The organism is Megasphaera paucivorans, assembly GCF_900103535.1.
GTDB lineage: Bacteria > Bacillota > Negativicutes > Veillonellales > Megasphaeraceae > Megasphaera_A > Megasphaera_A paucivorans.
On sequence record NZ_FNHQ01000003.1, the window covers coordinates 101,025 to 120,303 of the forward strand.

Sequence of the window (19,279 nt, forward strand, 5' to 3'; positions counted from 1 at the left end):
ATTAATAGGATAACTATGTATTTCAAAAGTATTTCAAAAAAACGCGGTATATCCTCGCCGTTATTAACTAATTCATTGTTATACATAAAACGATGTTTATTTTGCCAATTGACAATATTAAAAAATTAAAGTACGCTTAAGATATCAAAGATAAAGGAGGAAGATATACATGAAACCTATTACAGCTTTTTATCTCACACATTGCCCCTATTGCCGTAATGCGAAGGCTGCCATTGAAGAATTAATAACAGAAAACCAAGTTTACCGCACAGTTCCTATTACTTGGTATGAAGAAAGTGAAAACCCCGAAGCAGTGAAGGGTCATACGTATTACTATGTACCTTCCCTATTTATCGGGCATGAAAAATTATACGAAGCACAACCTGGGCAAACCTATGAAGAAATCAAAAAACACGTAAAGGCATCCCTTGATAAAGCGCTTGCCATGTAAAAAAAACTCCTTGAAAACACTCGTAACATTCAGTGTTTTCAAGGAGTTTTAAATTAAAAAATGCAGCCTTTATCACAACAATATAAACAATACCCTATGCTACAATGTATTGCTTTCCTTAATTAATCCTTTACGCTTTTTACTTAGATAAATAAAGTAGAACGGAAGAACTACTATACATCCTCCAAATCCCCAGATCAATTGTGAAGTTTGAGCCTGAGACAACATCCAAAGGCTGACAACGATAGCAATAACAGGAATAGTAACACCAAAAGGAATCATATACGGTCTTTCTTTATCTGCCCATTTCTTTCGGAAAATAATAACAGAAATACAAGTTGGCAAATATTGGGTAAAACGCGACACCGCACTAATAGCTGCCAAAGTTGCAAAACTTCCCGTCCAAGTCAACAAGATACTGAAAAAAGCAGTTACAATAGCCGCCACATACGGAGTATTCCATGGTGTACGTTTAGAAAGTACTGACGGCAGCATTCCATCCTCCGATAAGGAAGTGCAGACACGCGGACCAAAAAAAGACTGTGCCATATTAATACCGCCCATAGAAAGCAATGTCCCTGCTAAAACAAAATATGCACCTGCTGGTCCAAGAATCATACCGAACGCATCTTGAATCGGTGCCTGTGTATGTGCTAAATCAGTTCCCATAATACCGATACTGATACCTAAAATAAGCATATATAAAATAGAAACAATAATCATCGTCATAATAATAGCCCGAGGCAGATTTTTTTTTGGATTTTCCATATCTTCTGCAGCTACTGCAATAGCTTCAAATCCGGTATAGGCAAAAAACAATAAAATAGCAGCACTGGCAAATGTGCCGCCTTGATACTCTCCGCCTGGAAATACAGGGGTAAAGTGAGAGCCATTGACAAAGAAAATACCAATCACAATAAATGCAATAAGCGGAACCAGCTTAGATACTGTAATAAGATTACTCAAAATTTTTGTCGTGTTAACACCGATGATATTGATAATGGTCAGTACTAAAATAATAGCGGAAGCAATAATATTTTTCATCATTTCACCGGATAAAAAAGGAAAGGCCGCCCCTAATGCCGTAGCAAATCCTACAGCCATTGTAGCCCATGCAATCATGACAACAATCCACTTCAAAACACCAACTTCATAGCCAAAAAAATTTCCCAATGAATATTTCGCATATAAATAAGGTCCGCCGTTACGCGTAAAAAAACCGGCAACTTCCGCAAAACAAAGAGCCATACAACCAGCCAGAAGCGCATCAAAAAAAAGAACGCCTAAACTAGCCGACCCAATCAACGAATATGCTTTATTGGGCAAAAGAAATATCCCCGTACCGACAATACTGTTAATTCCCAGGAGAACAATACTCCAAAAACCAAATTTTCCCGATTTTTTATCCATTATTTTTCTTCCCTCCTGCCGCTTGAATAAAATCATCAAATAAACATTTTGCTTCTCCATTATTTACAGTCATCATTTCAGGATGAAATTGATAGGTTTGTAAATACGGATATACCGTTCCCTCCATTGCTTCAATAGTACCATCTTTGGCACGCGCAGCAATACGCAATCCCTCTCCCATTTTTTTTATTGTCTGATGGTGATGGGAATTGGTAATCCACTCTGTGCACTTAATAATACCTGCTAATCGCGAATCCGCCTCCACAATAACGGTATGTGTCGCTGTTGCTGGATCTTGATTCTGTGCATGTTTAATATAACATGCTGTATCATATTTTAAATCCTGATACAAAGATCCTCCATGATACACGTTAACAATTTGATGTCCCCGGCAAATAGCCATAATGGGGATATTTTTTTTCTCAGCCATTTCCAATAATAAAAAGTCAAAATGATCCCGTTCCGGCCAAACCGGGCCAATCCCTTGCATAGGCTCTTCATTATAACACAGCGGATATACATCGTGCCCACCTGATAATAATAATCCATCAACGTGATTCATTGTTTCCGTAACAATCTCATCATTACTGGTAAAAGGCAATATAACCGGAATCCCTCCTGCCTCTGCCACAGATCGGACATAATCATCATTGACATAGGCACGGTGATATCCGGCAAAAGCACCATGATCATCAATCAAATGAGATCCTGAAATACCAATTACGGGTTTATTCATATATCTCTCCCCTCCCAAAAAGATTCCTTGCTGTCATAAAATCGGAAAAAGCCATGCTTTATCCATACGCTCCATTCTATAATACATAAAACACTACGTCAATAAAATTATTTTCTATACAAAAGGGCCTCAGACAAAAGACGCCCAAGACCCTTCTAATTGTTATACCAGTATATTATCAAAAAAACAAATTCTTTTTTTCCAGAATTGCCGCCGCTGCAGTACAGGCAGGACAATCACAATATTGTGCTCCGGCAGATTTAATTTGTTTGGCATGTGTCAAAATAGCCGCTGCCTTCTCTGTTCCAAAAATTTCGATTCCTTTAGAAGATTCTGCAAAGGCGATCAACATATCAATAGGCATAATGTCAGATTCTAATTCAAGCAGATATTTTTTTGTGACTTCGGTTTCCTGTTCTGATCCAACTGTCTCCAGCCAATGCTGTGCCGCTTCTTTCGCTTCCCGGCTGCAGGATGGAGCACTTATCAATTCCTGTGTTTTTTCAATGATAAATTTCCGCGTTTCGTTTTCCATACATACCCTCCTCGCTTTCTTCTAGTATTGCTCGTATTCTATCACAATACTTAACTGCGTGCAATGGCTTCAACGATACCATATAGTATATATACGTCCCTTATTTATTATCCGCAGCAAACGGATCGCAATTTTTATTTTCCTGCCAATTATACTCTATACTCTGAGCAATTTCTACGGCCTTTTTCCTTCCATATACATCACAAATAAATCCTAATGTCATATCGATGCCTGCGGATATACCGGATGACGTATAAAATTTCCCGTCAACAACCCATCGTGCCTTACCTTGCCACAAAACAGCAGTACGGGTAGTCTTAACCCAAGAAAAGGCTTTTTTATTTGATGTGGCCTTCCGTCCGTCCAGCCTTCCCGTTTGTGCAAGAAGTACGGATCCCGTACACACAGTAAGACAGTAGGCAGACATATCAACAACCGGAACCAAGGCCTTCAAAAAAGCTTTATCTGTTACCAGCGTCCGCGTTCCCATTCCACCGGGAATAAGAACAACTCCTCCACCGTTTACACTGTCTAATTTTTCAGTTATCACCGGGATGCCCTGGCGGCTAATCACTGTTCCCCCTGCATATGACACAAAATGCAGATGATATTCTCCAATGCGACCCAAAATTTCCACGGGCCCAAACGCATCCAACGTCTCAAAATCATGAAATAGTATAATATAAATTTCCAATATATCCATCTCCCATTTTTTACATTTATACGTCAGTACGTCTCCGGTGTATAATAAAGCATTCTTATACAAACCTTATCTATAATACTATATCAAATCAAAGACAAAATCAAAACATTTTCTGTTATATCGTACAATAACCGAGATACATAATGTAAATTCATCTAAGAAGCGGCATATTTCCGGTCAATGTATTAATTTCTTTTTTAGAACCGCAAATAGCTATACCTAAATATTGCAGCGCTTGTTCAGGCATAGCTGCCATCTTCTCCTTATATTCATCATATGTTTTACATTCTTGTGCTAAATCAGAAAAATCCACCACTATTATGTCCTGAAAAAAAGGATCCTGCAATCTTTTTTTTATTTCTTTTATTACATCTGATGATCCTTTTAATACAGGTACCGGAAACGCAATAATACCAAGATGGGGATTGCCATTTTGATCCACAACATCTGTTCCGACAACTTCCGGCACAGTTTTCCCTAATGTGATCCCCAGAATCGCTGCTGTATTGGCAATTAATCCTAATGGCAATTTTTCATCAATAATCATAACACACTTTTCTCTCATCCAATCCATACTAATTCACCCTTCTTATATTCATTATTTTTTACTATCTGTTCGGTTTATCAAAAAATATTTGATGATATGCACCTGGAGACAATCCAATAAATTGACTAAAATAATTTGTAAAATGACTTTGATCTGAAAAACCAGTTTTCATGGCAGCTTCTAATGGTGAAATTCCTTGTTCAAGCAATTTTTTTGCCTCATTAATTCGCACAGTTTCCAGATAACGGTAGGGTGTCATCCCTTTACGTTTTGTAAATCCCCGTAATAAGGTAGATTTACTTAAATTTACAAGCTGGCAAAGTTGTGACAAAGAAATTCGTTCCCTATAATGTACTTGTATATAATTAGAAATTTTTTCGATTTCCTCGGCATATTCGGGCAAGCATATTGAAAAAGGCGATCCACATCTTTCATATAAAAGGGCAATTAAAAACATTAATTTTTCCTCTTTATTAAATTCTTCAAATCCATCCAGTATCATGCTATGCAATTCATGTAAAAGACAGGCCATTTCTTGATCCCTGATAACACTTTTCGAAAAATTAATGGCTTCTCGTTTTCCTATTGCCTCTTCTGCCAAATCCAGCATTCTATTTCGGGAAATATTAATGGCTCTATAACTCAATGTATGTCCATCATTTTGAAAACATAAATGACTATCTCCCGGATTAAATAAAACAATATCATTTTTTTTCAATATATATTCCTGGTTCTTGCAGCACATGCATCGCTCTCCATCTTCCATTAAACCAATTACATAGCATTCATGGAAATGATTGGGGAAAGACTGCACAATGCCCTTGAGATGATATGCTTCCAAATGTAACTCTTCATCATATACAATCGTACGTATTCCTTTATTCATCTCGCTACCCTCCTTTAATAAGCTTATTGTACCATGGGTCTTATGGACAGGCTTGCAAAATATCGTCAATCTATCTGTATAAATAGCAATCTCGGTACTACAGGTTCCTCTCAGATGCATAATTACGTATATCTTATGCCTGTTGTTTTTCCAATAAACCACTGAACCAAAAACGCTTATACAGTAAAAACAATAACCGCTATGCGATGTACCACATCGCATAGCGGTTATTGTTATAATTCAGTTTTATCAAGTTTTAATGTTTCATATGTATTTAAAAAATAATGCAATCGCTTACTTCGCTGCTCCATATCTGATTTCCAAAAGGCAAGCTGCTTATATCCGATAGGCGTAATACTATAAATCTTGCGCGCTGGACCTGCATGACTTGTATCCCATGAAAATATGACCGCGTCTTCTTTTTCAAGCTGTTTCAATGTACGATAAATCGCTGCTGTATCACATTGAAAATCAGGAATATCCTGAATTAACGCATTGTATAACGCCCCCCCATGTGCACTATGCTGTGCCAATTGAAGTAAAATAAATGCTGGTAAATGTCTATGTTGCTGCGTTTTATTCATACGTTATAACCTCCTATATGTTATATACACCTTACTGCTTTTCTTACTATTCTGTCAATATTCAATTGACAAAACAGTAAATTAGCTTTATATTGATACTGTATTATACATCATGATGTTAATAACATTTATATTGAAAGGACACTATTTATGATGACAATTATTTTTTACGCCGCAGTATTTTTCTTAATTCTGTGGTCCGCACACAAAAGTATGTCTAAAACAAAGCAAGCTTTATTAAAAAGCTGGAATTCCTTTAAAAATATGTTGCCGCTGTTTTTGGCTATTGTGTTCATCGTCGGCATCATTCTTTCTTTTTTAACACCAGAAACAATCGCTTTATTATTAGGAGGTGATTCCAATTGGTATAGCATTGTATTAGCCGCCATAATTGGCTCCTGTACTATTATACCCGGCTTTGTAACATTTCCACTGGCCCATACATTACTGGAAAACGGCGCTGGTTTTTTTCAAATTACTGTTTTTATTTCAACATCCGTAATGGTCGGCGTCCTTACTATGCCAATAGAAATTCAATATTTTGGAAAAAAAGCTGCATATATCCGCAACATGTCCGCTATATTTTTTTCTTTTTTGATTGCATGCATAATGGAGGCGTTATTAAAATGAAGTATATCCTATACCGATACAAATTCGTACTACTACTCATACTTATAAATGCATGCTTATATATCATTTCTCCTGAATCTGGGATAAAATCAATACATGGAACAACACAAAATTTAAAAGAAATGATGTTTATCATGCCACCTATTTTTATTTTAATGGGGTTGCTGGATGTATGGATCGACAAAAAAACAATGACAAAATTCATGGGTGAACATGCTGGAATGCGAGGAGTTATAACAGCACTCTTTATTGGATCCGTTGCTGCCGGTCCCGGCTATATGGCGTTTCCCTTCACTGAAGTGCTGATGAAAAAAAATGCAGCTTTCACCAATATTCTTATTTTCGTAGGTGCATGGTCTGCTACAAAAATTCCCATTTCATTATTTGAAGCCTCTGTAATGGGTTGGCCATTTATGATATTACGTTATATTCTGGATATCCCTGCCATAATAATAATAGCAAAAATAACAGATATTTTACTGTCAAAACACGAAAAAATACAGTTATATCAAGCCAGAAAAAAGGAGATATAACTGTACAACCTCATCATGTAATGATGTTTATTATATTATAATTTTTTTTCCATATAAATGGTAGAAGCAACGGGCGAATCGTAGTATTTAGGTATTTCATAAAAGCCGTACTTTTCATACATTTTAATAGCTTCTTTAAGAAAAGGCAGCGTATCAAGAAGAAAAATCTTATAGCCAATTTCTTTGGCTTCCTTCATAATTTTTTCCATAAGCAGCGTTGCAATGTGCTGTCCGCGATATTGCGGACGCACATAAAGGCGCTTTCCCTCGCAGCGAACAGCATCATAACGATGAAACGCTGCACACCCAGCAGGAATCCCTTCCACATAGGCAATATAAAGTCTTCCATCCGGCATTCCATATTTGTCATGTAAATGCTCTATTTCTTCTTCATATTTTTGCATTTTTAGAGAAGCCGCAAAAGTTGAATCGTTTGCAACAAGCATATCCGTATATTCTGTAAATAATTTTTTTAAATCATTTTTTTTATCATATCCTAATACAATATCTGCTGCCATATATATCATCCCCTCGTAACCCATATTTTTAAAACACTCCGGCATATGTACAATACTACATCATATGCTTCTATTTCAATATCATATCAATTAGTGTTTCCATATGTATCTCCATCGCATCTAATACCGGAATCGGCAAATTCGTCGACTGGAAGAGTAGCGGTATTTCTGTACACCCTAATACAACGGCATCTATAGAATCGTTATCAACCATATCTTCTATAATATGAATAAATTGCTGTCTTGTATCATCAAGAACGATTCCATTTTCCAATTCGCGGGAAATTTTATCGTTAATATATTCCATAGCAAAGCATTCAGGTGTTATAATTTCTATTCCACTTGCCTCAAATGGTTTTTGAAAAAAAGAACCGGTCATAGTCGCTTTAGTTCCTAAAAGACCTATTTTCTTGTATTGACAGCATTTCGCTTTATTACACGTTGTATCTATCATACTAACAAGAGGAATAGCTGATTTTTTCTGTACTTCATCAAATACTATATGAGGAGTAATACCAGTAAAAGCGGCAAAATCACAACCGGCAGCAGCAAGACATGAAATTCCGGCAGCCATATATTCTGCAAGTCCCATATAATCACCTATGGCACATTTGTTAAGAACTTCAAATACATTTAAGCTTTCTATGGTTATGTTCGGGAAATACTCTTTGCCGACTTTATGCTTAACACCAAATACAATATTTCGATAATACGGTATAGTAGACTCAGGTCCTGTACCGCCAATCAATCCTAATTTTTTCATTTTATACGATCCTTTCTATTAAACAATATTGCAAGCAGATACTCTCGCATCTATCTCTTTAATTCTCAACCTTACCCATCACCTAGCTGATATAATCTGCTGCTGTTCTACCACTGCCTCTGGATAAACCATTTTAACATAAGTATACATATCCGTCAGATGATTATGAATCATACTATCAGAAATACCCGGTGGCGCATAAATAACAAATAATGCAGTCTTCGTTTCAGGTACAATACGCGTCCGTTGGTCTGGTCCATAGATAATACTGGAAATAACACCACATTGATCACATAGTATCATATCCTCATTCTTCGGTTGCTGTATATTGCGGCTCATCAACGTATATGACTCCGTTCCCTGTGCCGTATCCAGATACAGCGGTAGTTTTAATGCATCATAATCATGGCCGGCTGTCAACAAACCATTCTTGAGTTCAGCCATAAACATAGCTTCCACTATGGGAATAGATTGTGGAATTGATTTTCCCTTAAAAGCAACCGACTCTTGCTGCTTTAAAACATGGTAGGTTTTCTTAAAATGCTTATAATATTTTACATAGGCAGCAATCGCGGGTTGTCCTTTTAATGAAGTACTATCTGCAAAAGAATTTCTAAGTAGTTGTTCTACTTTTTCCTTTTCTGCATCCAAAATTTCTGTCCCCATGCCATACATGAGCTGATTCATTACCATAAAACCCATTTTGGCATCTGGATGTCTTTCCTTCCATTTTTCTGTTGCTTGTATCATATGCTCTCGCCTCCTAAAATAATATCGCAGAAGATTGCAGCGATTTACTTTATTTTAGCTTTTCTCCCTGCTATTTCTTGTATACTATTGCTGTATTTTTTAGGTGTAATTCCGGTAATTTGTTTAAATTGCTTTGTCAAATGACTTTGATCTGTAAAACCTGTTTCTTGAGCTGCCGATAACAAAGAGTATCCTTTTCCCAATAAATCCTTCACTCTATGTATTCGAACCTGCTTCAAATACATATGCGGCGGCACACCCATACATTCATGAAACATACGAATTAAGTAATACGGACTTAAGTGGCATACATCGGATAATTCTCGAATAGAAATATTTCTCATATAATTTTCTTCTATAAAAGACACCGCGGACCTAACCATTTTTTTCTCTTTTTCTATCCGTCTTACACAAGGTTTTTCTTCTGCATATCGAGAAATAAATACAGTCAGCATTGTCAGCAATAAGGATTCTTGTTCTATCAGGGATATGCCCTGTGGTTCTGATAACGCTATGTGCAGATTTCGAATGTATGCCGCCAAAAATTTATTCTGTATCACTCCGGCTTTAAAATATGGCAATTGGTGTATTCGATCTGACATATAATACATTACTTTTTCCATCATTTCAGGGTAAATATAAAACATGCGGTATGTCCATCCATTCTGTGAAGCGGCATACCCATCATGTGCCTCTCCCGGAACGACTAAATTAATGCTTCCGGGATAAGAAACAAGCCGTTCCCCATGATAAGAAAAACCAAGTGCTCCCCGTTCCACCACTCCAATCGCATAATTTTCATGAATATGTTTGCTAAAAGTATAATTTCCATAAGCAGCATGAAGTAATTCAAGATTATGCAGCTGAGGAATTATTGTAAATTTAATTTGTTCCTTATTCACCTCAAGAAATCCTCCTTACCCCCAGCTGCTACTATACATCACATAATAAGTTATTCATTATAAAGCACAAAAATTAGTCAAAAAGCATCTGCAATGATTTTAAAATTATAATTGCAGATATTTTCTCTTTTAGAAAAATAGATTGCTTTATGTATTAAGTGCATTTTCAACGGCTTTTTCCAAAACAATACTTGAATTAGTTGCCCCTGATACAGCATCTACTTTAAGTTTTTGTTCCTTGATTATTCTATCTAAAACAGCTTCTGCCGGTTTACCTCGTCCATTTTTATGCTGCAGAATATTGATTTTCGTAATCTCCCCATTATGGACCGTAACTTCAACCGTTGCAGAAATAAGGTCAACATCACACTTTCCAGTATATACTCCATCCGCTTTTGCTGAAATATCCACATTATGAATAACAATATGCTGTACTTTTTCTTGATAATTCATAACTTTTTTCATATATATTGCTCCACCGGCCAAAAGAATAATTAAAACTATGACTCCAGCCTGTATCCATTTTTTCTTATTTCTTATCATGCGATTCCTCCGCGCAAATGCAGCGATTTAATTTTTTAATTCTATGCTTCTATAACACCATCGATAAATTCATCAATGTACTGCCATCCTTTATTTGCTTGTTCTTTATCATAACTCTCGCTATACATATCAAAAAATCCATGCGCAGCAGGAAATATCATAGATTTTACTCTTTTTTTTGAAAATACAGCCTGCTGCACTTCAGTAACATGAAAAAAATCCTTTTCCGCAAAAAGCAACAGCGAATCACACCGCGGCTCTACCTCCAGATAATCTCGAATACGGGAACCGTAACAAGCAACAATTCCGTCAACGTGCCCTCGCCCACTGCACCGCCAAGCTAATGTTGCTCCGACGCTAAACCCTAATATAATAACTTTTTCATAAGAAGCTTGCAACTCTTCCATTAAATAATCCACATCTTTATATGCCCCAAACCCTATATGATTTTGAAAAAACAGATATGCTTCTTCCCGTTCCGTATAAGGAAAATAAGAACGCAATAATAAATTAGGAGAAAAAACATGAAAGCCTAATGCCTGATATTTTCTCTTCACGGTTTCGATGAATGGATTAATACCGTAAATTTCCGGTAAGATAACCAATGCCACTTTTTTTTCAAACATTTTTTCACCTTTTTATCCAATATATTTTACATCTGTACGAGGTTGTAAAACCAGACTTTAAAACCTGTGTATTCTATTGTATGCACAAGAAATATTCTTGTCAATCTATTATTATGGTAATGGGTCCCAAAAAATTCAACATCTGAAAACGGCACTTTACAATAAAATTTTCCATTGCGGCTGATGTCTATACAAAAAAGACGCCAACCGGCGTCTCTTTAGAAAATGGCACTGTATTTTATTTTTCGTATATTCATTTTATAATGTTTCCAATATACGGGACCATATCAATTTATTATTTTCAAACTGTGTATACTGTTTACCAATTGTATTATCATACTTCTTTAATTCCCGCAGCACCATCATAAACATATCCGATTTAAAATAACGGCAAATAACCGGTAATGTTTGTTCTAGATTTTCAGTCATTTCGTCTATTCGACTGTAATAGTGCGCTCTATCCGTAATATATATGTACAACGGCTTATATCGTACCCAGCCTACACAGGCCGCATAAAAACGTTTGAGCACTCGTGAAGAATCAGCTCGTATCATCTTCATTCGTACAGGCAGAACACCCGCCAGCATATAACGATATGCGCCAAATCCATCATGAAAGGTATAGCAGGGAATCTGCAGTACCTTGCGTTCTGTCAGACAGGTACTTAAAAAAGTATCTTCCCCGCGTGCCCCTGGCGGATTGTAAAAAGGGAATACTCGCTTCGGATTTTGTAAATTAATACAAAGGTTGGAACCGGAAATAAACTTAGCTCCATTGCTTTCCTGTATTGTTTTTACTTCCTTACGCAATAAAATCTGCTTATCTGCATATGTGACTCCGCCATTTTTCATCACACTGCAGATAGTATCCCAATTTATGATATCATTACTTAACGCCTGAATAAATTTTTTAAATATGCTTTCAGGAAAAGAACGTGAAAATTCCATATAGGGAATCGGTGATATGTAACCACAATGATGTCCGCAAGTAATATCTGCCTCCTTGATATATTTAAGATGTGACTGAATAACACGCTGCCCACCCCATAAATCAGTTTCGATACTTTTCGTCAAAGCCACCGGATATTCATCGTCGTCGAGAAAAAGTAAGCAGTCCATATGATTTTCAATTGCTTTATACAAAATAATATTCCGCTGCAATGCATACCCGCGCCGAAAAATAACACTCGCCTCCGTTTTAGTAAGAATGCCTCGTTTTAACATATTTTGTTTTTCTGCTAACATCTCTTGTTTACCAATAAAATGAACACTGTCCAATAATTTTGAAATTTCCGGATTTATCGAAACGAAGTCAGCCTTACGCGTATGACGATACTCAAGATCATATGCAACAAACAAATTTAATCCTACATCTTTATTATCAAGTAATCCTGATTCAAAGCAATTTAATACATAACTTCGCAGGATACGATAAAAATTTTTTCTCCCGGTTGCAAAGCCGATCGCCACATTCCATTTTTTTCGGTCCATATATCATCACCTTCTTTTTCATGCCATTAACCCAGAAATCGATGTTTTAAATCAAAAAACATCGATTTCCGAGATATCATACGTCATACCGACGCACCTATAACCAATTATGATACGCGATTGCCGCTATGTCCGCTATGTCCGCTATGTCCGCTTTCCATCCATAATGTATCTGCCGCGGCTTGCCAGTCTTTCGCATATTTTTTGCATTTTGCACATAAATGTTCTGCCGATTCAGGAGATTGCAAATCAGTAGAGGGGGCTTTAGATTCACGAATAATTTCCGGCAATATCGATGGATTTTCCAACATCGGACAAGGCTGCAGTAAATTTTCATTAAACGGCTGCCGCGTATGATATGCCATAAACAAAGGATTTTCAAGCGCCTCCATTACTGTACCTGTATGAATATTAGTATCTGAATAATGGATAAAAACGCAAGGTTCAATATCCCCATTGGCATTAATATGCAGATAAGCTCGTCCGCCGGCAATGCATCCATCAATAAACTCTCCATCATTTTGAAAATCAATGGCAAAGAATAGTTTATCACACTGTTCTGAACGAATTTCCCGCACACGATGATACATATAGGTTCGTTCATCCGGAGACAAAAGTAAATCCGGAACCGCTTCATTTCCTACCGGCATATAATGAAAATACCATGCATATTTACAGCCTTTTTCAATAACCATATCCAAGAACTCATCCGACGTTACATTCTTATAGTTTAATTTAGTATAACACACAGAAATACCGAATAGCAGGCGATTACGGTGCAAAATATCCATAGCCTTCATAATCCGTCGAAAACTTCCTTTACCTCGTCTTTCATCATTAGCCTTTTCAAATCCTTCTATGCTTAATGAAAAAGACAAATTGCCTACAGCTACTGCCGCCTGGCAAAATTCGTCCGTAATCAAAGAACCATTTGTAAAAATATGAAATTCACTTGTAGGATGTTTTCGTGCCAAAATGATAATATCATTTTTTCGCATCAATGGTTCACCGCCTGTCAGCAAATAAAAATGACAGCCTATTTTTTCTCCTTGCCGTACAATAGCATCCATATCTTCGTTACTCAAGTTCAGCATATGTCCATACTCTGCAGCCCAGCATCCCGTACAATGCATATTACACATAGATGTTGGATCAAACAAAATCGCCCACGGTATATTACATAACTTTTGTTCCATTAATTGGTGCCGCAGGTTATTTCCTTTGTATCCTGCTTCATACGCCGAATTTAAGATAAACGTTTTCAGTACATTTTTATCTATATCCCGCAGCAAATCTTCCGCATAACGCCGCCATTTTGATTGTGGGTTCCTTAGATACTGTTCCATATATGAAAATGTATTCTGTCCCATCTGATTCCGATCATATGGTGTAGGCTTAAAATATTTATTTACCAGCATTGCTACATCCTGCATACCTGTTTCTGGATTTTTTTCCATATGATGTATTGCCAGATCTAAGCCTTCCTTTAACAACATACGTGTCATTTTATTTTTGATCGTACTCATACTGAATCACTCCTACTCGCTTGTAAAAACATGCTCTCATTTCAAAAATGAAATGTTATACATTATACGGCATTGTTTATATATCTTTTTCCTCAATAAATCCCCGGGTAAGGATTTTCGACAAGGATACCACCGCATCATAATAGGTCATATTATTTTCCACGAGAAAAGTGTGGTCAAACAAATCATTCATGGAAAAAAAGACCAGCTGTTTCAATACACTAAAATTAATAGGCTTTATTTTTCGGGAAGAAACTCCTTTTTCGAGTAATGCAATCAATCTGTCCAAACGCTGCTGTCGAAAATTTTCCACATTACGCCATTGTTCCGGATATGTCGTTTGCAAATCATAATAAATACTGTCACTGCTTGGCCCCACTAACGCCGGACTCACAGACATCACTGCTTGGAATTTATCTTCAATGCTGCGTTCTGAATCGTTGTAAATATCTTCTTCCTGCCGCTGCACATCTTCCTGTACCATTTTAATAACAGCAGCGACTAATGCACTTTTTGAAGGGAAATATCCATATAATGAAGTCTTGCTTATATGCAATCTTGCGGTTACATCATTCATTGTAAATTTAAATCCATGCATCTTGATTTCTGCGGCAGCTGCCATAATAATTTGTAATCGAATAATATTTCTCCTCCTCCTCAGTACCCAATAACACAAATTCAGTATCCTCGTTATCATTATTATACTCTTTTTGTCAGCAGATAACAATACAGGACGCTTTCCTTAAAATAAAAAGACATCATACCGGAGTATTATGCCGCCAGGTACGATGTCTATGTTTTTTCAAATAAAATTATACTTCACAAATGATACTTATTTTATTTATGACATAAATTATGAGCAAAATAATCTCGGTCTTCCTCCAAAATAAGATGAGCTTTCGTGTCCGCTGCCGTAATTTTTCGATATGGGCGGCAAGGATTTCCAAAAGCCAAATATCCTTCCGGAATGTCTTTTGTTACAACGCTTCCCGCACCGATAACAACATTATTACCAATATGCACGCCTCCCAAAACCACCACATTACAAGCCAGCCAAACATTATCTCCAATATGAATAGAATCGGCATATTCGGCCATCGTCATGGTGCCATCTTTATCCAAGCCCAAACGTTCTTGCGCGATAAGCGGATGATTGGTCGCCATAAGAGAGACATTGGGACCAAAGCAAACATTATTTCCTATATAGATACACCCATCATCCATAATTGTTAAATTAAAATTAGCAAAGAAATTTTCTCCGATAAATGTATGACAGCCATAATTAAATTGCATAGGCCCTTGAAAATAGTATGTATTCCCAATATCTCCAATAAATTCTTTTACAACAGACGGCCGAAGGGGATCAGATTCATCCATCGCATTATATCTTTTACAAGCATCATGCGCTTTATGTTTAATATCTACAAGTTCTTTAGTCCGGTTGTTGAATATATATCCTGCAAAAATTTTTTCTTCTTCCTTCACAAGATTTCCTCCTATCCCCACCTACAATAATATATTTTATTGCAAGCAATATAAACTTCTTACTATTTTCATTTCTGCAGTATTAATGTATATTACCGAAAGGGTATATCTATCCCTCTTTTGAGAGATTCATACAGTCCATTTTTCATAAAGTAATAGTAATCATCTACTTGTTTTCCCTGCAATATATGCAAGGCTTCCAACATTAATTTTGTAAATTCCAAAGCAGCCGTTCCATTCGCCGTAATAATAGTATTATCGGCAACAGCTTGCTCATCTACATACTCATTTTCATTATTATATCGTTCTTTGGCGTATGATTTTAATTCGGTTAATGCATTACTCGTATGCTTTACATTGTTCAAAATACCATGTGCTCCTAAAAATACGGTAGCATCGCAAATGGCACCTATAGGAACTGCATGTTTTACTGCAATATGTACCAGTTTCATTACTTTTTCGGCTTCCTGCGTTCTCCATGAATTTCCTCCTGTCAAAACTAGTCCTGAAAAATCTGCAGGAGCATTTTCTATTGTATAATCAACCGCAGCATGTAATCCTCCGATAGAAGTACATAGTCCAGGTTCAATGCCAACATATTTAATTTGATAATCAGAATCAATGCTCTTAACTGCTGCGGTAAGAAAAGCAGCTTCCCAATCTGCAAATTCCGGCAATATAACGACCAACAGAAGTTTTTTCATAAAATGCCTCCAGACTGTCTCACGATAACTCCATTCCATATAGTTAAATTACTCCATCCACTCTACAACTTCCGCTATCTTCTTTCTTGGCCGCGGTTCCGGCTGCTCCTCAGAATACCCTAAAGCAATAGCTGCCAGCAATTCTCCATCACGGTCCATCCATTCACATAATTCCTGATAAGCAAAATAAATATCACATATCCAAAGACTGCCGATTCCTCGCTCTGTAGCTGCTAACAACATATTTTGCACAGCTGCACTAACGGATTGGATATTGCACACCTCAAACACTCTATCTTCATCCGTCATAGGAGCAAACATGTTTTTCCCCATCGTATTGAGAACAAAAATAATAACTGGAGCTTGTTTCATTATTTCTATAGTATGCCGCGCCCCTTGAATAAATTGTACACTGCCAGGCAAACACGCCGGCCCCTTTTCCTCGCGCTGCACTCCGTTACAAAAAGCCTGCAGCATCTTCTCTTTCGCAGTTCCCTGAATAACGATAAACTTCCAAGGCTGTCTGTTTTTAGCTGATGGTGCTTTTATCCCACTTTCTATAATATATAAAATGTCTGTTTTGTCTATTTGACGGGGTAAAAATTTTCGAATACTTCGCCTCTCCATGATCTCTTTAATCATTTGGCAGCACGTCCTTTCCAAGTTATATTTCAATCAGACTCTATGCTGCAGTTGGCATATATCGCAAAATACAGCATATTATGCGTGAATTGTTGACATAGTATTCATTTTCTCAATTTTTTGACAATACATATTAATTTTATCGTTTATTTTAGACATATGCTCTTGCAGTTCCATTATTTGATCGCTAAGATACTGCCTGTGCTGTATCAGCATTTCTTTTCGTTCTAAAAGAGTATCCTCTCCCTCAGCACGTAATCCGGCATAGCGGGCAATTGTTTTTACAGGCATCCCGGTGGCTTTCAATCGCTTTATAAAATCAATCCACAATACATCCGTTTCTAAATAATACCGGCGTTTATTGAAATGACGCCTTGGCTTGATCAACTGCTCCTTTTCGTAATATCGCAATGTGTGAATACTTAACTCTGTACGCTTCGAAAATTCTCCTATAGAATATTCCAAGAAAATTCTCCCCCTTTCCTATTGACATAGAGTTTACTCTACATTATATAGTTGGATTATACCAAATAAAAAGGAGTGATTCAAATGAATACCAAGAAATATACCGTTATCACAGGAGCTAGTTCCGGCATTGGATATGCAGCAGCAATTGCTTTTGCCGGACGTAATAAAAATATGATTTTAACCGCCCGCCGCAAAAAAAATCTCGAGCTCTTAAAAGATGATATTTTAAGAACACACCCTGCACTAGATATTATAATTAAACCCAGTGACTTATCCCAGACCTCAAACATATATCAATTTTATGAAGATACAAAAAAATACCAAATAGAGACTTGGATCAATAATGCCGGATTGGGTAATTATGACAGTGTAGCAAATCAAAATTTGAAAAAGATTGAAACAATGCTGCATGTAAATATTGAAGCGCTTACCCTTTTTTCCTCTTTATTCGTTCAAAAGTATAAGGACATTGAGCAGACACAGCTCATTAATATTTCGTCATGCGGCGGCTATATGATTGTTCCCAATGCCATAACCTACTGCGCTGCAAAATTTTTCGTCAGTGCCTTTACGGAGGGACTTGCCAGAGAACTGCAATCAAGCAATGCTAAAATGCAAGTAAAAGTATTAGCCCCTGCAGCAACAAAAACGGAATTTGGGAAACTAGCAAACAATGTTAGTGAATACAGCTATGACAACGCATTTGCTACCTATCACACAAGTCAAAAAATAGCAGAATTTCTATTACAATTATATGACAGTCATAAAGTAGTAGGCATTGTCCATAGAGAAACCTTTGCATTTAATCTTTGCGATCCATTATTTGATTATGCAGGAAACTCAGTCTGTAATCAAAAACTAACGCAGGATACCATACAAAAAGACACAAGAATTATCAAATGTCCCTAAGAAGATGATATCCCTAAGAACTTCATGACTCCTGTATCTTTTTGTATCCCTTTATTCCTTACCGTATACTTAATTGTGCAGCACTTTTCCATACTTCAAAAAAATATGCCCGCTGCCAGCCGCTACTGTATATATTGATAAAACAATCCATGATTTGTACAATACCAAAGAAGGGTTCCCTGTCCGCGTTTAGGAATCCGTACTTCCACATTCCATTCCGGATACTGCTTCATAACTTGGATCATGTCTCCTCTGACAAACACTATAAACGAAATATAATGATCCTTTGTCATCGGATGAGCTGTTGAAATATACCACTCATCCTCCACCGTTTCAACAGATAGTTGTTCCTCATCGGATGCCTTTTTTAATTCTTGCGGCGCTAATATTTTTCCACAACAGGAAATATCTGCATTACCTGTGCACAATGTAATATTATGACAGCTCGGACATACATAATACATTATGTTTTTCATATTTCCATTTACATCTGTGCTGGGTATCAAATCGCCCGCCAAAAGCCGCTTCATATCTACCCCTAGACACTCCGAAAGTGCAGAAAGCAGAGATACATCTGGATATCCAACACCTCGTTCCCACTTCGAAATAGTCTTATCACTGATATTCAACTTATCTGCCAACTGCTTTTGTGTTAAATTTCGTTCATACCGGACAGTCCGTATACTATTTCCAATGTTATTATTCATATTTTTATTTCCTCCTGTATATTAAATTATACGGAGAGGTGTCAGAAAATACAATCAACGTTTCGTAGAGTCTGCAACATACGATTCATCCAAAACAATATATGCGATAGGTCTTGCTGCAAATGATACACCTGATTTTTTCATATATTGCATTGCAGACAAATACCATATGTAATTATATGTTTTACAGTAAAAATATTTTTATAATTGTCTATATACTATAAAAACTA

25 protein-coding genes are annotated in these 19,279 nt (G+C 36.7%); 4 read left to right on the forward strand and 21 right to left on the reverse strand.

Annotated features, from left to right (window positions below; translation table 11 throughout):
• Positions 1 to 169: 169 nt before the first annotated feature.
• A complete protein-coding gene (locus BLR11_RS02445; protein WP_091647881.1) occupies positions 170 to 451 on the forward strand; it encodes a glutaredoxin family protein in 282 nt (93 codons plus the stop codon).
• A 99-nt stretch (positions 452 to 550) separates the two neighbouring features.
• Here BLR11_RS02445 and BLR11_RS02450 read toward each other — a convergent pair whose 3' ends face one another.
• From BLR11_RS02450 to BLR11_RS02480, 7 genes are all read right to left on the reverse strand, one after another.
• Positions 551 to 1,861 carry an APC family permease gene (locus BLR11_RS02450; RefSeq protein ID WP_091647883.1) on the reverse strand — a complete coding sequence of 437 codons (1,311 nt, stop codon included), beginning with the start codon at positions 1,859 to 1,861 and terminating at the stop codon, positions 551 to 553.
• The gene (locus BLR11_RS02455; RefSeq protein ID WP_091647885.1) at positions 1,854 to 2,597 is read right to left on the reverse strand and encodes a gamma-glutamyl-gamma-aminobutyrate hydrolase family protein; all 744 of its coding nucleotides are present in this window, start codon (positions 2,595 to 2,597) and stop codon (positions 1,854 to 1,856) included. The genes BLR11_RS02450 and BLR11_RS02455 overlap by 8 nt, the downstream gene beginning before the upstream one ends.
• A 178-nt stretch (positions 2,598 to 2,775) precedes the next feature.
• On the reverse strand, positions 2,776 to 3,132 hold the full coding sequence (locus BLR11_RS02460) for a molecular chaperone Hsp90 (protein ID WP_091647887.1): 357 nt from the start codon (positions 3,130 to 3,132) through the stop codon (positions 2,776 to 2,778).
• A gap of 100 nt (positions 3,133 to 3,232) precedes the next feature.
• Entirely contained in the window at positions 3,233 to 3,826 is a 594-nt protein-coding gene (locus tag BLR11_RS02465; RefSeq protein WP_091647889.1) for a DJ-1/PfpI family protein, read from the reverse strand.
• A 160-nt stretch (positions 3,827 to 3,986) separates the two neighbouring features.
• Positions 3,987 to 4,409 carry a DUF2000 domain-containing protein gene (locus BLR11_RS02470; protein WP_091647890.1) on the reverse strand — a complete coding sequence of 141 codons (423 nt, stop codon included), beginning with the start codon at positions 4,407 to 4,409 and terminating at the stop codon, positions 3,987 to 3,989.
• A gap of 34 nt (positions 4,410 to 4,443) precedes the next feature.
• Entirely contained in the window at positions 4,444 to 5,268 is an 825-nt protein-coding gene (locus BLR11_RS02475) for an AraC family transcriptional regulator (RefSeq protein ID WP_091647892.1), read from the reverse strand.
• A 233-nt stretch (positions 5,269 to 5,501) separates the two neighbouring features.
• On the reverse strand, positions 5,502 to 5,852 hold the full coding sequence (locus BLR11_RS02480; protein ID WP_091647894.1) for a helix-turn-helix transcriptional regulator: 351 nt from the start codon (positions 5,850 to 5,852) through the stop codon (positions 5,502 to 5,504).
• 150 nt (positions 5,853 to 6,002) lie between these two features.
• Here BLR11_RS02480 and BLR11_RS02485 point away from each other — a divergent pair, with 150 nt between their 5' ends.
• Positions 6,003 to 6,482 carry a permease gene (locus BLR11_RS02485; protein ID WP_091647895.1) on the forward strand — a complete coding sequence of 160 codons (480 nt, stop codon included), beginning with the start codon at positions 6,003 to 6,005 and terminating at the stop codon, positions 6,480 to 6,482.
• Positions 6,479 to 7,015: a permease gene (locus BLR11_RS02490; protein ID WP_091647897.1), complete on the forward strand. Its 537-nt coding sequence runs from the start codon at positions 6,479 to 6,481 to the stop codon at positions 7,013 to 7,015. Before BLR11_RS02485 ends, BLR11_RS02490 begins: the two co-directional genes overlap by 4 nt.
• A 35-nt stretch (positions 7,016 to 7,050) precedes the next feature.
• On the opposite strand, the gene BLR11_RS02495 is transcribed toward BLR11_RS02490, so the two are convergent.
• From BLR11_RS02495 to BLR11_RS02555, 13 genes are all read right to left on the reverse strand, one after another.
• Positions 7,051 to 7,533 (reverse strand): GNAT family N-acetyltransferase, encoded by a 483-nt coding sequence (locus BLR11_RS02495; protein ID WP_091647899.1) that lies wholly within the window; start codon positions 7,531 to 7,533, stop codon positions 7,051 to 7,053.
• Positions 7,534 to 7,603: 70 nt separating this feature from the next.
• On the reverse strand, positions 7,604 to 8,296 hold the full coding sequence (locus BLR11_RS02500; protein WP_091647900.1) for an aspartate/glutamate racemase family protein: 693 nt from the start codon (positions 8,294 to 8,296) through the stop codon (positions 7,604 to 7,606).
• A 78-nt stretch (positions 8,297 to 8,374) separates the two neighbouring features.
• Positions 8,375 to 9,046 carry a hypothetical protein gene (locus BLR11_RS02505; RefSeq protein ID WP_091647902.1) on the reverse strand — a complete coding sequence of 224 codons (672 nt, stop codon included), beginning with the start codon at positions 9,044 to 9,046 and terminating at the stop codon, positions 8,375 to 8,377.
• Positions 9,047 to 9,090: 44 nt separating this feature from the next.
• Positions 9,091 to 9,948 (reverse strand): AraC family transcriptional regulator, encoded by an 858-nt coding sequence (locus BLR11_RS02510; protein ID WP_091647904.1) that lies wholly within the window; start codon positions 9,946 to 9,948, stop codon positions 9,091 to 9,093.
• A 147-nt stretch (positions 9,949 to 10,095) separates the two neighbouring features.
• Complete coding sequence (locus BLR11_RS02515; RefSeq protein WP_091647906.1) at positions 10,096 to 10,491, reverse strand: FMN-binding protein; 396 nt, start codon at positions 10,489 to 10,491, stop codon at positions 10,096 to 10,098.
• Between the two features lie 41 nt (positions 10,492 to 10,532).
• Positions 10,533 to 11,117 carry a dienelactone hydrolase family protein gene (locus tag BLR11_RS02520; RefSeq protein WP_091647907.1) on the reverse strand — a complete coding sequence of 195 codons (585 nt, stop codon included), beginning with the start codon at positions 11,115 to 11,117 and terminating at the stop codon, positions 10,533 to 10,535.
• Positions 11,118 to 11,375: 258 nt separating this feature from the next.
• Complete coding sequence (locus BLR11_RS02525; RefSeq protein WP_091647909.1) at positions 11,376 to 12,608, reverse strand: hypothetical protein; 1,233 nt, start codon at positions 12,606 to 12,608, stop codon at positions 11,376 to 11,378.
• A gap of 107 nt (positions 12,609 to 12,715) precedes the next feature.
• Positions 12,716 to 14,134 (reverse strand): radical SAM protein, encoded by a 1,419-nt coding sequence (locus tag BLR11_RS02530; RefSeq protein ID WP_245675057.1) that lies wholly within the window; start codon positions 14,132 to 14,134, stop codon positions 12,716 to 12,718.
• A gap of 76 nt (positions 14,135 to 14,210) precedes the next feature.
• Positions 14,211 to 14,831 carry a TetR/AcrR family transcriptional regulator gene (locus tag BLR11_RS02535; protein ID WP_091647910.1) on the reverse strand — a complete coding sequence of 207 codons (621 nt, stop codon included), beginning with the start codon at positions 14,829 to 14,831 and terminating at the stop codon, positions 14,211 to 14,213.
• 140 nt (positions 14,832 to 14,971) lie between these two features.
• Positions 14,972 to 15,619, reverse strand: coding sequence for a sugar O-acetyltransferase (locus BLR11_RS02540; RefSeq protein ID WP_091647912.1), 648 nt, complete (start codon positions 15,617 to 15,619; stop codon positions 14,972 to 14,974).
• A gap of 92 nt (positions 15,620 to 15,711) precedes the next feature.
• The gene (locus tag BLR11_RS02545; RefSeq protein ID WP_176762841.1) at positions 15,712 to 16,323 is read right to left on the reverse strand and encodes a DJ-1/PfpI family protein; all 612 of its coding nucleotides are present in this window, start codon (positions 16,321 to 16,323) and stop codon (positions 15,712 to 15,714) included.
• Positions 16,324 to 16,371: 48 nt separating this feature from the next.
• Positions 16,372 to 16,965 carry a nitroreductase family protein gene (locus tag BLR11_RS02550; RefSeq protein ID WP_091647916.1) on the reverse strand — a complete coding sequence of 198 codons (594 nt, stop codon included), beginning with the start codon at positions 16,963 to 16,965 and terminating at the stop codon, positions 16,372 to 16,374.
• Between the two features lie 78 nt (positions 16,966 to 17,043).
• Complete coding sequence (locus BLR11_RS02555) at positions 17,044 to 17,430, reverse strand: MerR family transcriptional regulator (protein WP_091647918.1); 387 nt, start codon at positions 17,428 to 17,430, stop codon at positions 17,044 to 17,046.
• A gap of 84 nt (positions 17,431 to 17,514) precedes the next feature.
• On the opposite strand from BLR11_RS02555, the gene BLR11_RS02560 reads away from it, so the two are divergent.
• A complete protein-coding gene (locus BLR11_RS02560) occupies positions 17,515 to 18,342 on the forward strand; it encodes an SDR family NAD(P)-dependent oxidoreductase (protein WP_091647920.1) in 828 nt (275 codons plus the stop codon).
• Positions 18,343 to 18,464: 122 nt separating this feature from the next.
• On the opposite strand, the gene BLR11_RS02565 is transcribed toward BLR11_RS02560, so the two are convergent.
• The gene (locus tag BLR11_RS02565; protein WP_091647921.1) at positions 18,465 to 19,049 is read right to left on the reverse strand and encodes a helix-turn-helix domain-containing protein; all 585 of its coding nucleotides are present in this window, start codon (positions 19,047 to 19,049) and stop codon (positions 18,465 to 18,467) included.
• Positions 19,050 to 19,279: the final 230 nt, after the last annotated feature.

Bases quoted from the DNA above. Each gene is read 5' to 3' on its own strand.
- BLR11_RS02535 (WP_091647910.1), bottom strand. From the start codon at position 14,831: ATGATAACGAGGATACTGAATTTGTGTTATTGGGTACTGAGGAGGAGG.
- BLR11_RS02500 (WP_091647900.1), bottom strand. From the start codon at position 8,296: ATGAAAAAATTAGGATTGATTGGCGGTACAGGACCTGAGTCTACTATA.
- BLR11_RS02530 (WP_245675057.1), bottom strand. From the start codon at position 14,134: ATGAGTACGATCAAAAATAAAATGACACGTATGTTGTTAAAGGAAGGC.
- BLR11_RS02460 (WP_091647887.1), bottom strand. From the start codon at position 3,132: ATGGAAAACGAAACGCGGAAATTTATCATTGAAAAAACACAGGAATTG.
- BLR11_RS02565 (WP_091647921.1), bottom strand. From the start codon at position 19,049: ATGAATAATAACATTGGAAATAGTATACGGACTGTCCGGTATGAACGA.
- BLR11_RS02505 (WP_091647902.1), bottom strand. From the start codon at position 9,046: ATGATACAAGCAACAGAAAAATGGAAGGAAAGACATCCAGATGCCAAA.
- BLR11_RS02515 (WP_091647906.1), bottom strand. From the start codon at position 10,491: ATGATAAGAAATAAGAAAAAATGGATACAGGCTGGAGTCATAGTTTTA.
- BLR11_RS02480 (WP_091647894.1), bottom strand. From the start codon at position 5,852: ATGAATAAAACGCAGCAACATAGACATTTACCAGCATTTATTTTACTT.
- BLR11_RS02475 (WP_091647892.1), bottom strand. From the start codon at position 5,268: ATGAATAAAGGAATACGTACGATTGTATATGATGAAGAGTTACATTTG.
- BLR11_RS02455 (WP_091647885.1), bottom strand. From the start codon at position 2,597: ATGAATAAACCCGTAATTGGTATTTCAGGATCTCATTTGATTGATGAT.
- BLR11_RS02495 (WP_091647899.1), bottom strand. From the start codon at position 7,533: ATGGCAGCAGATATTGTATTAGGATATGATAAAAAAAATGATTTAAAA.
- BLR11_RS02470 (WP_091647890.1), bottom strand. From the start codon at position 4,409: ATGGATTGGATGAGAGAAAAGTGTGTTATGATTATTGATGAAAAATTG.
- BLR11_RS02560 (WP_091647920.1), top strand. From the start codon at position 17,515: ATGAATACCAAGAAATATACCGTTATCACAGGAGCTAGTTCCGGCATT.
- BLR11_RS02485 (WP_091647895.1), top strand. From the start codon at position 6,003: ATGATGACAATTATTTTTTACGCCGCAGTATTTTTCTTAATTCTGTGG.
- BLR11_RS02550 (WP_091647916.1), bottom strand. From the start codon at position 16,965: ATGATTAAAGAGATCATGGAGAGGCGAAGTATTCGAAAATTTTTACCC.
- BLR11_RS02490 (WP_091647897.1), top strand. From the start codon at position 6,479: ATGAAGTATATCCTATACCGATACAAATTCGTACTACTACTCATACTT.
- BLR11_RS02525 (WP_091647909.1), bottom strand. From the start codon at position 12,608: ATGGACCGAAAAAAATGGAATGTGGCGATCGGCTTTGCAACCGGGAGA.
- BLR11_RS02445 (WP_091647881.1), top strand. From the start codon at position 170: ATGAAACCTATTACAGCTTTTTATCTCACACATTGCCCCTATTGCCGT.
- BLR11_RS02520 (WP_091647907.1), bottom strand. From the start codon at position 11,117: ATGTTTGAAAAAAAAGTGGCATTGGTTATCTTACCGGAAATTTACGGT.
- BLR11_RS02450 (WP_091647883.1), bottom strand. From the start codon at position 1,861: ATGGATAAAAAATCGGGAAAATTTGGTTTTTGGAGTATTGTTCTCCTG.
- BLR11_RS02545 (WP_176762841.1), bottom strand. From the start codon at position 16,323: ATGAAAAAACTTCTGTTGGTCGTTATATTGCCGGAATTTGCAGATTGG.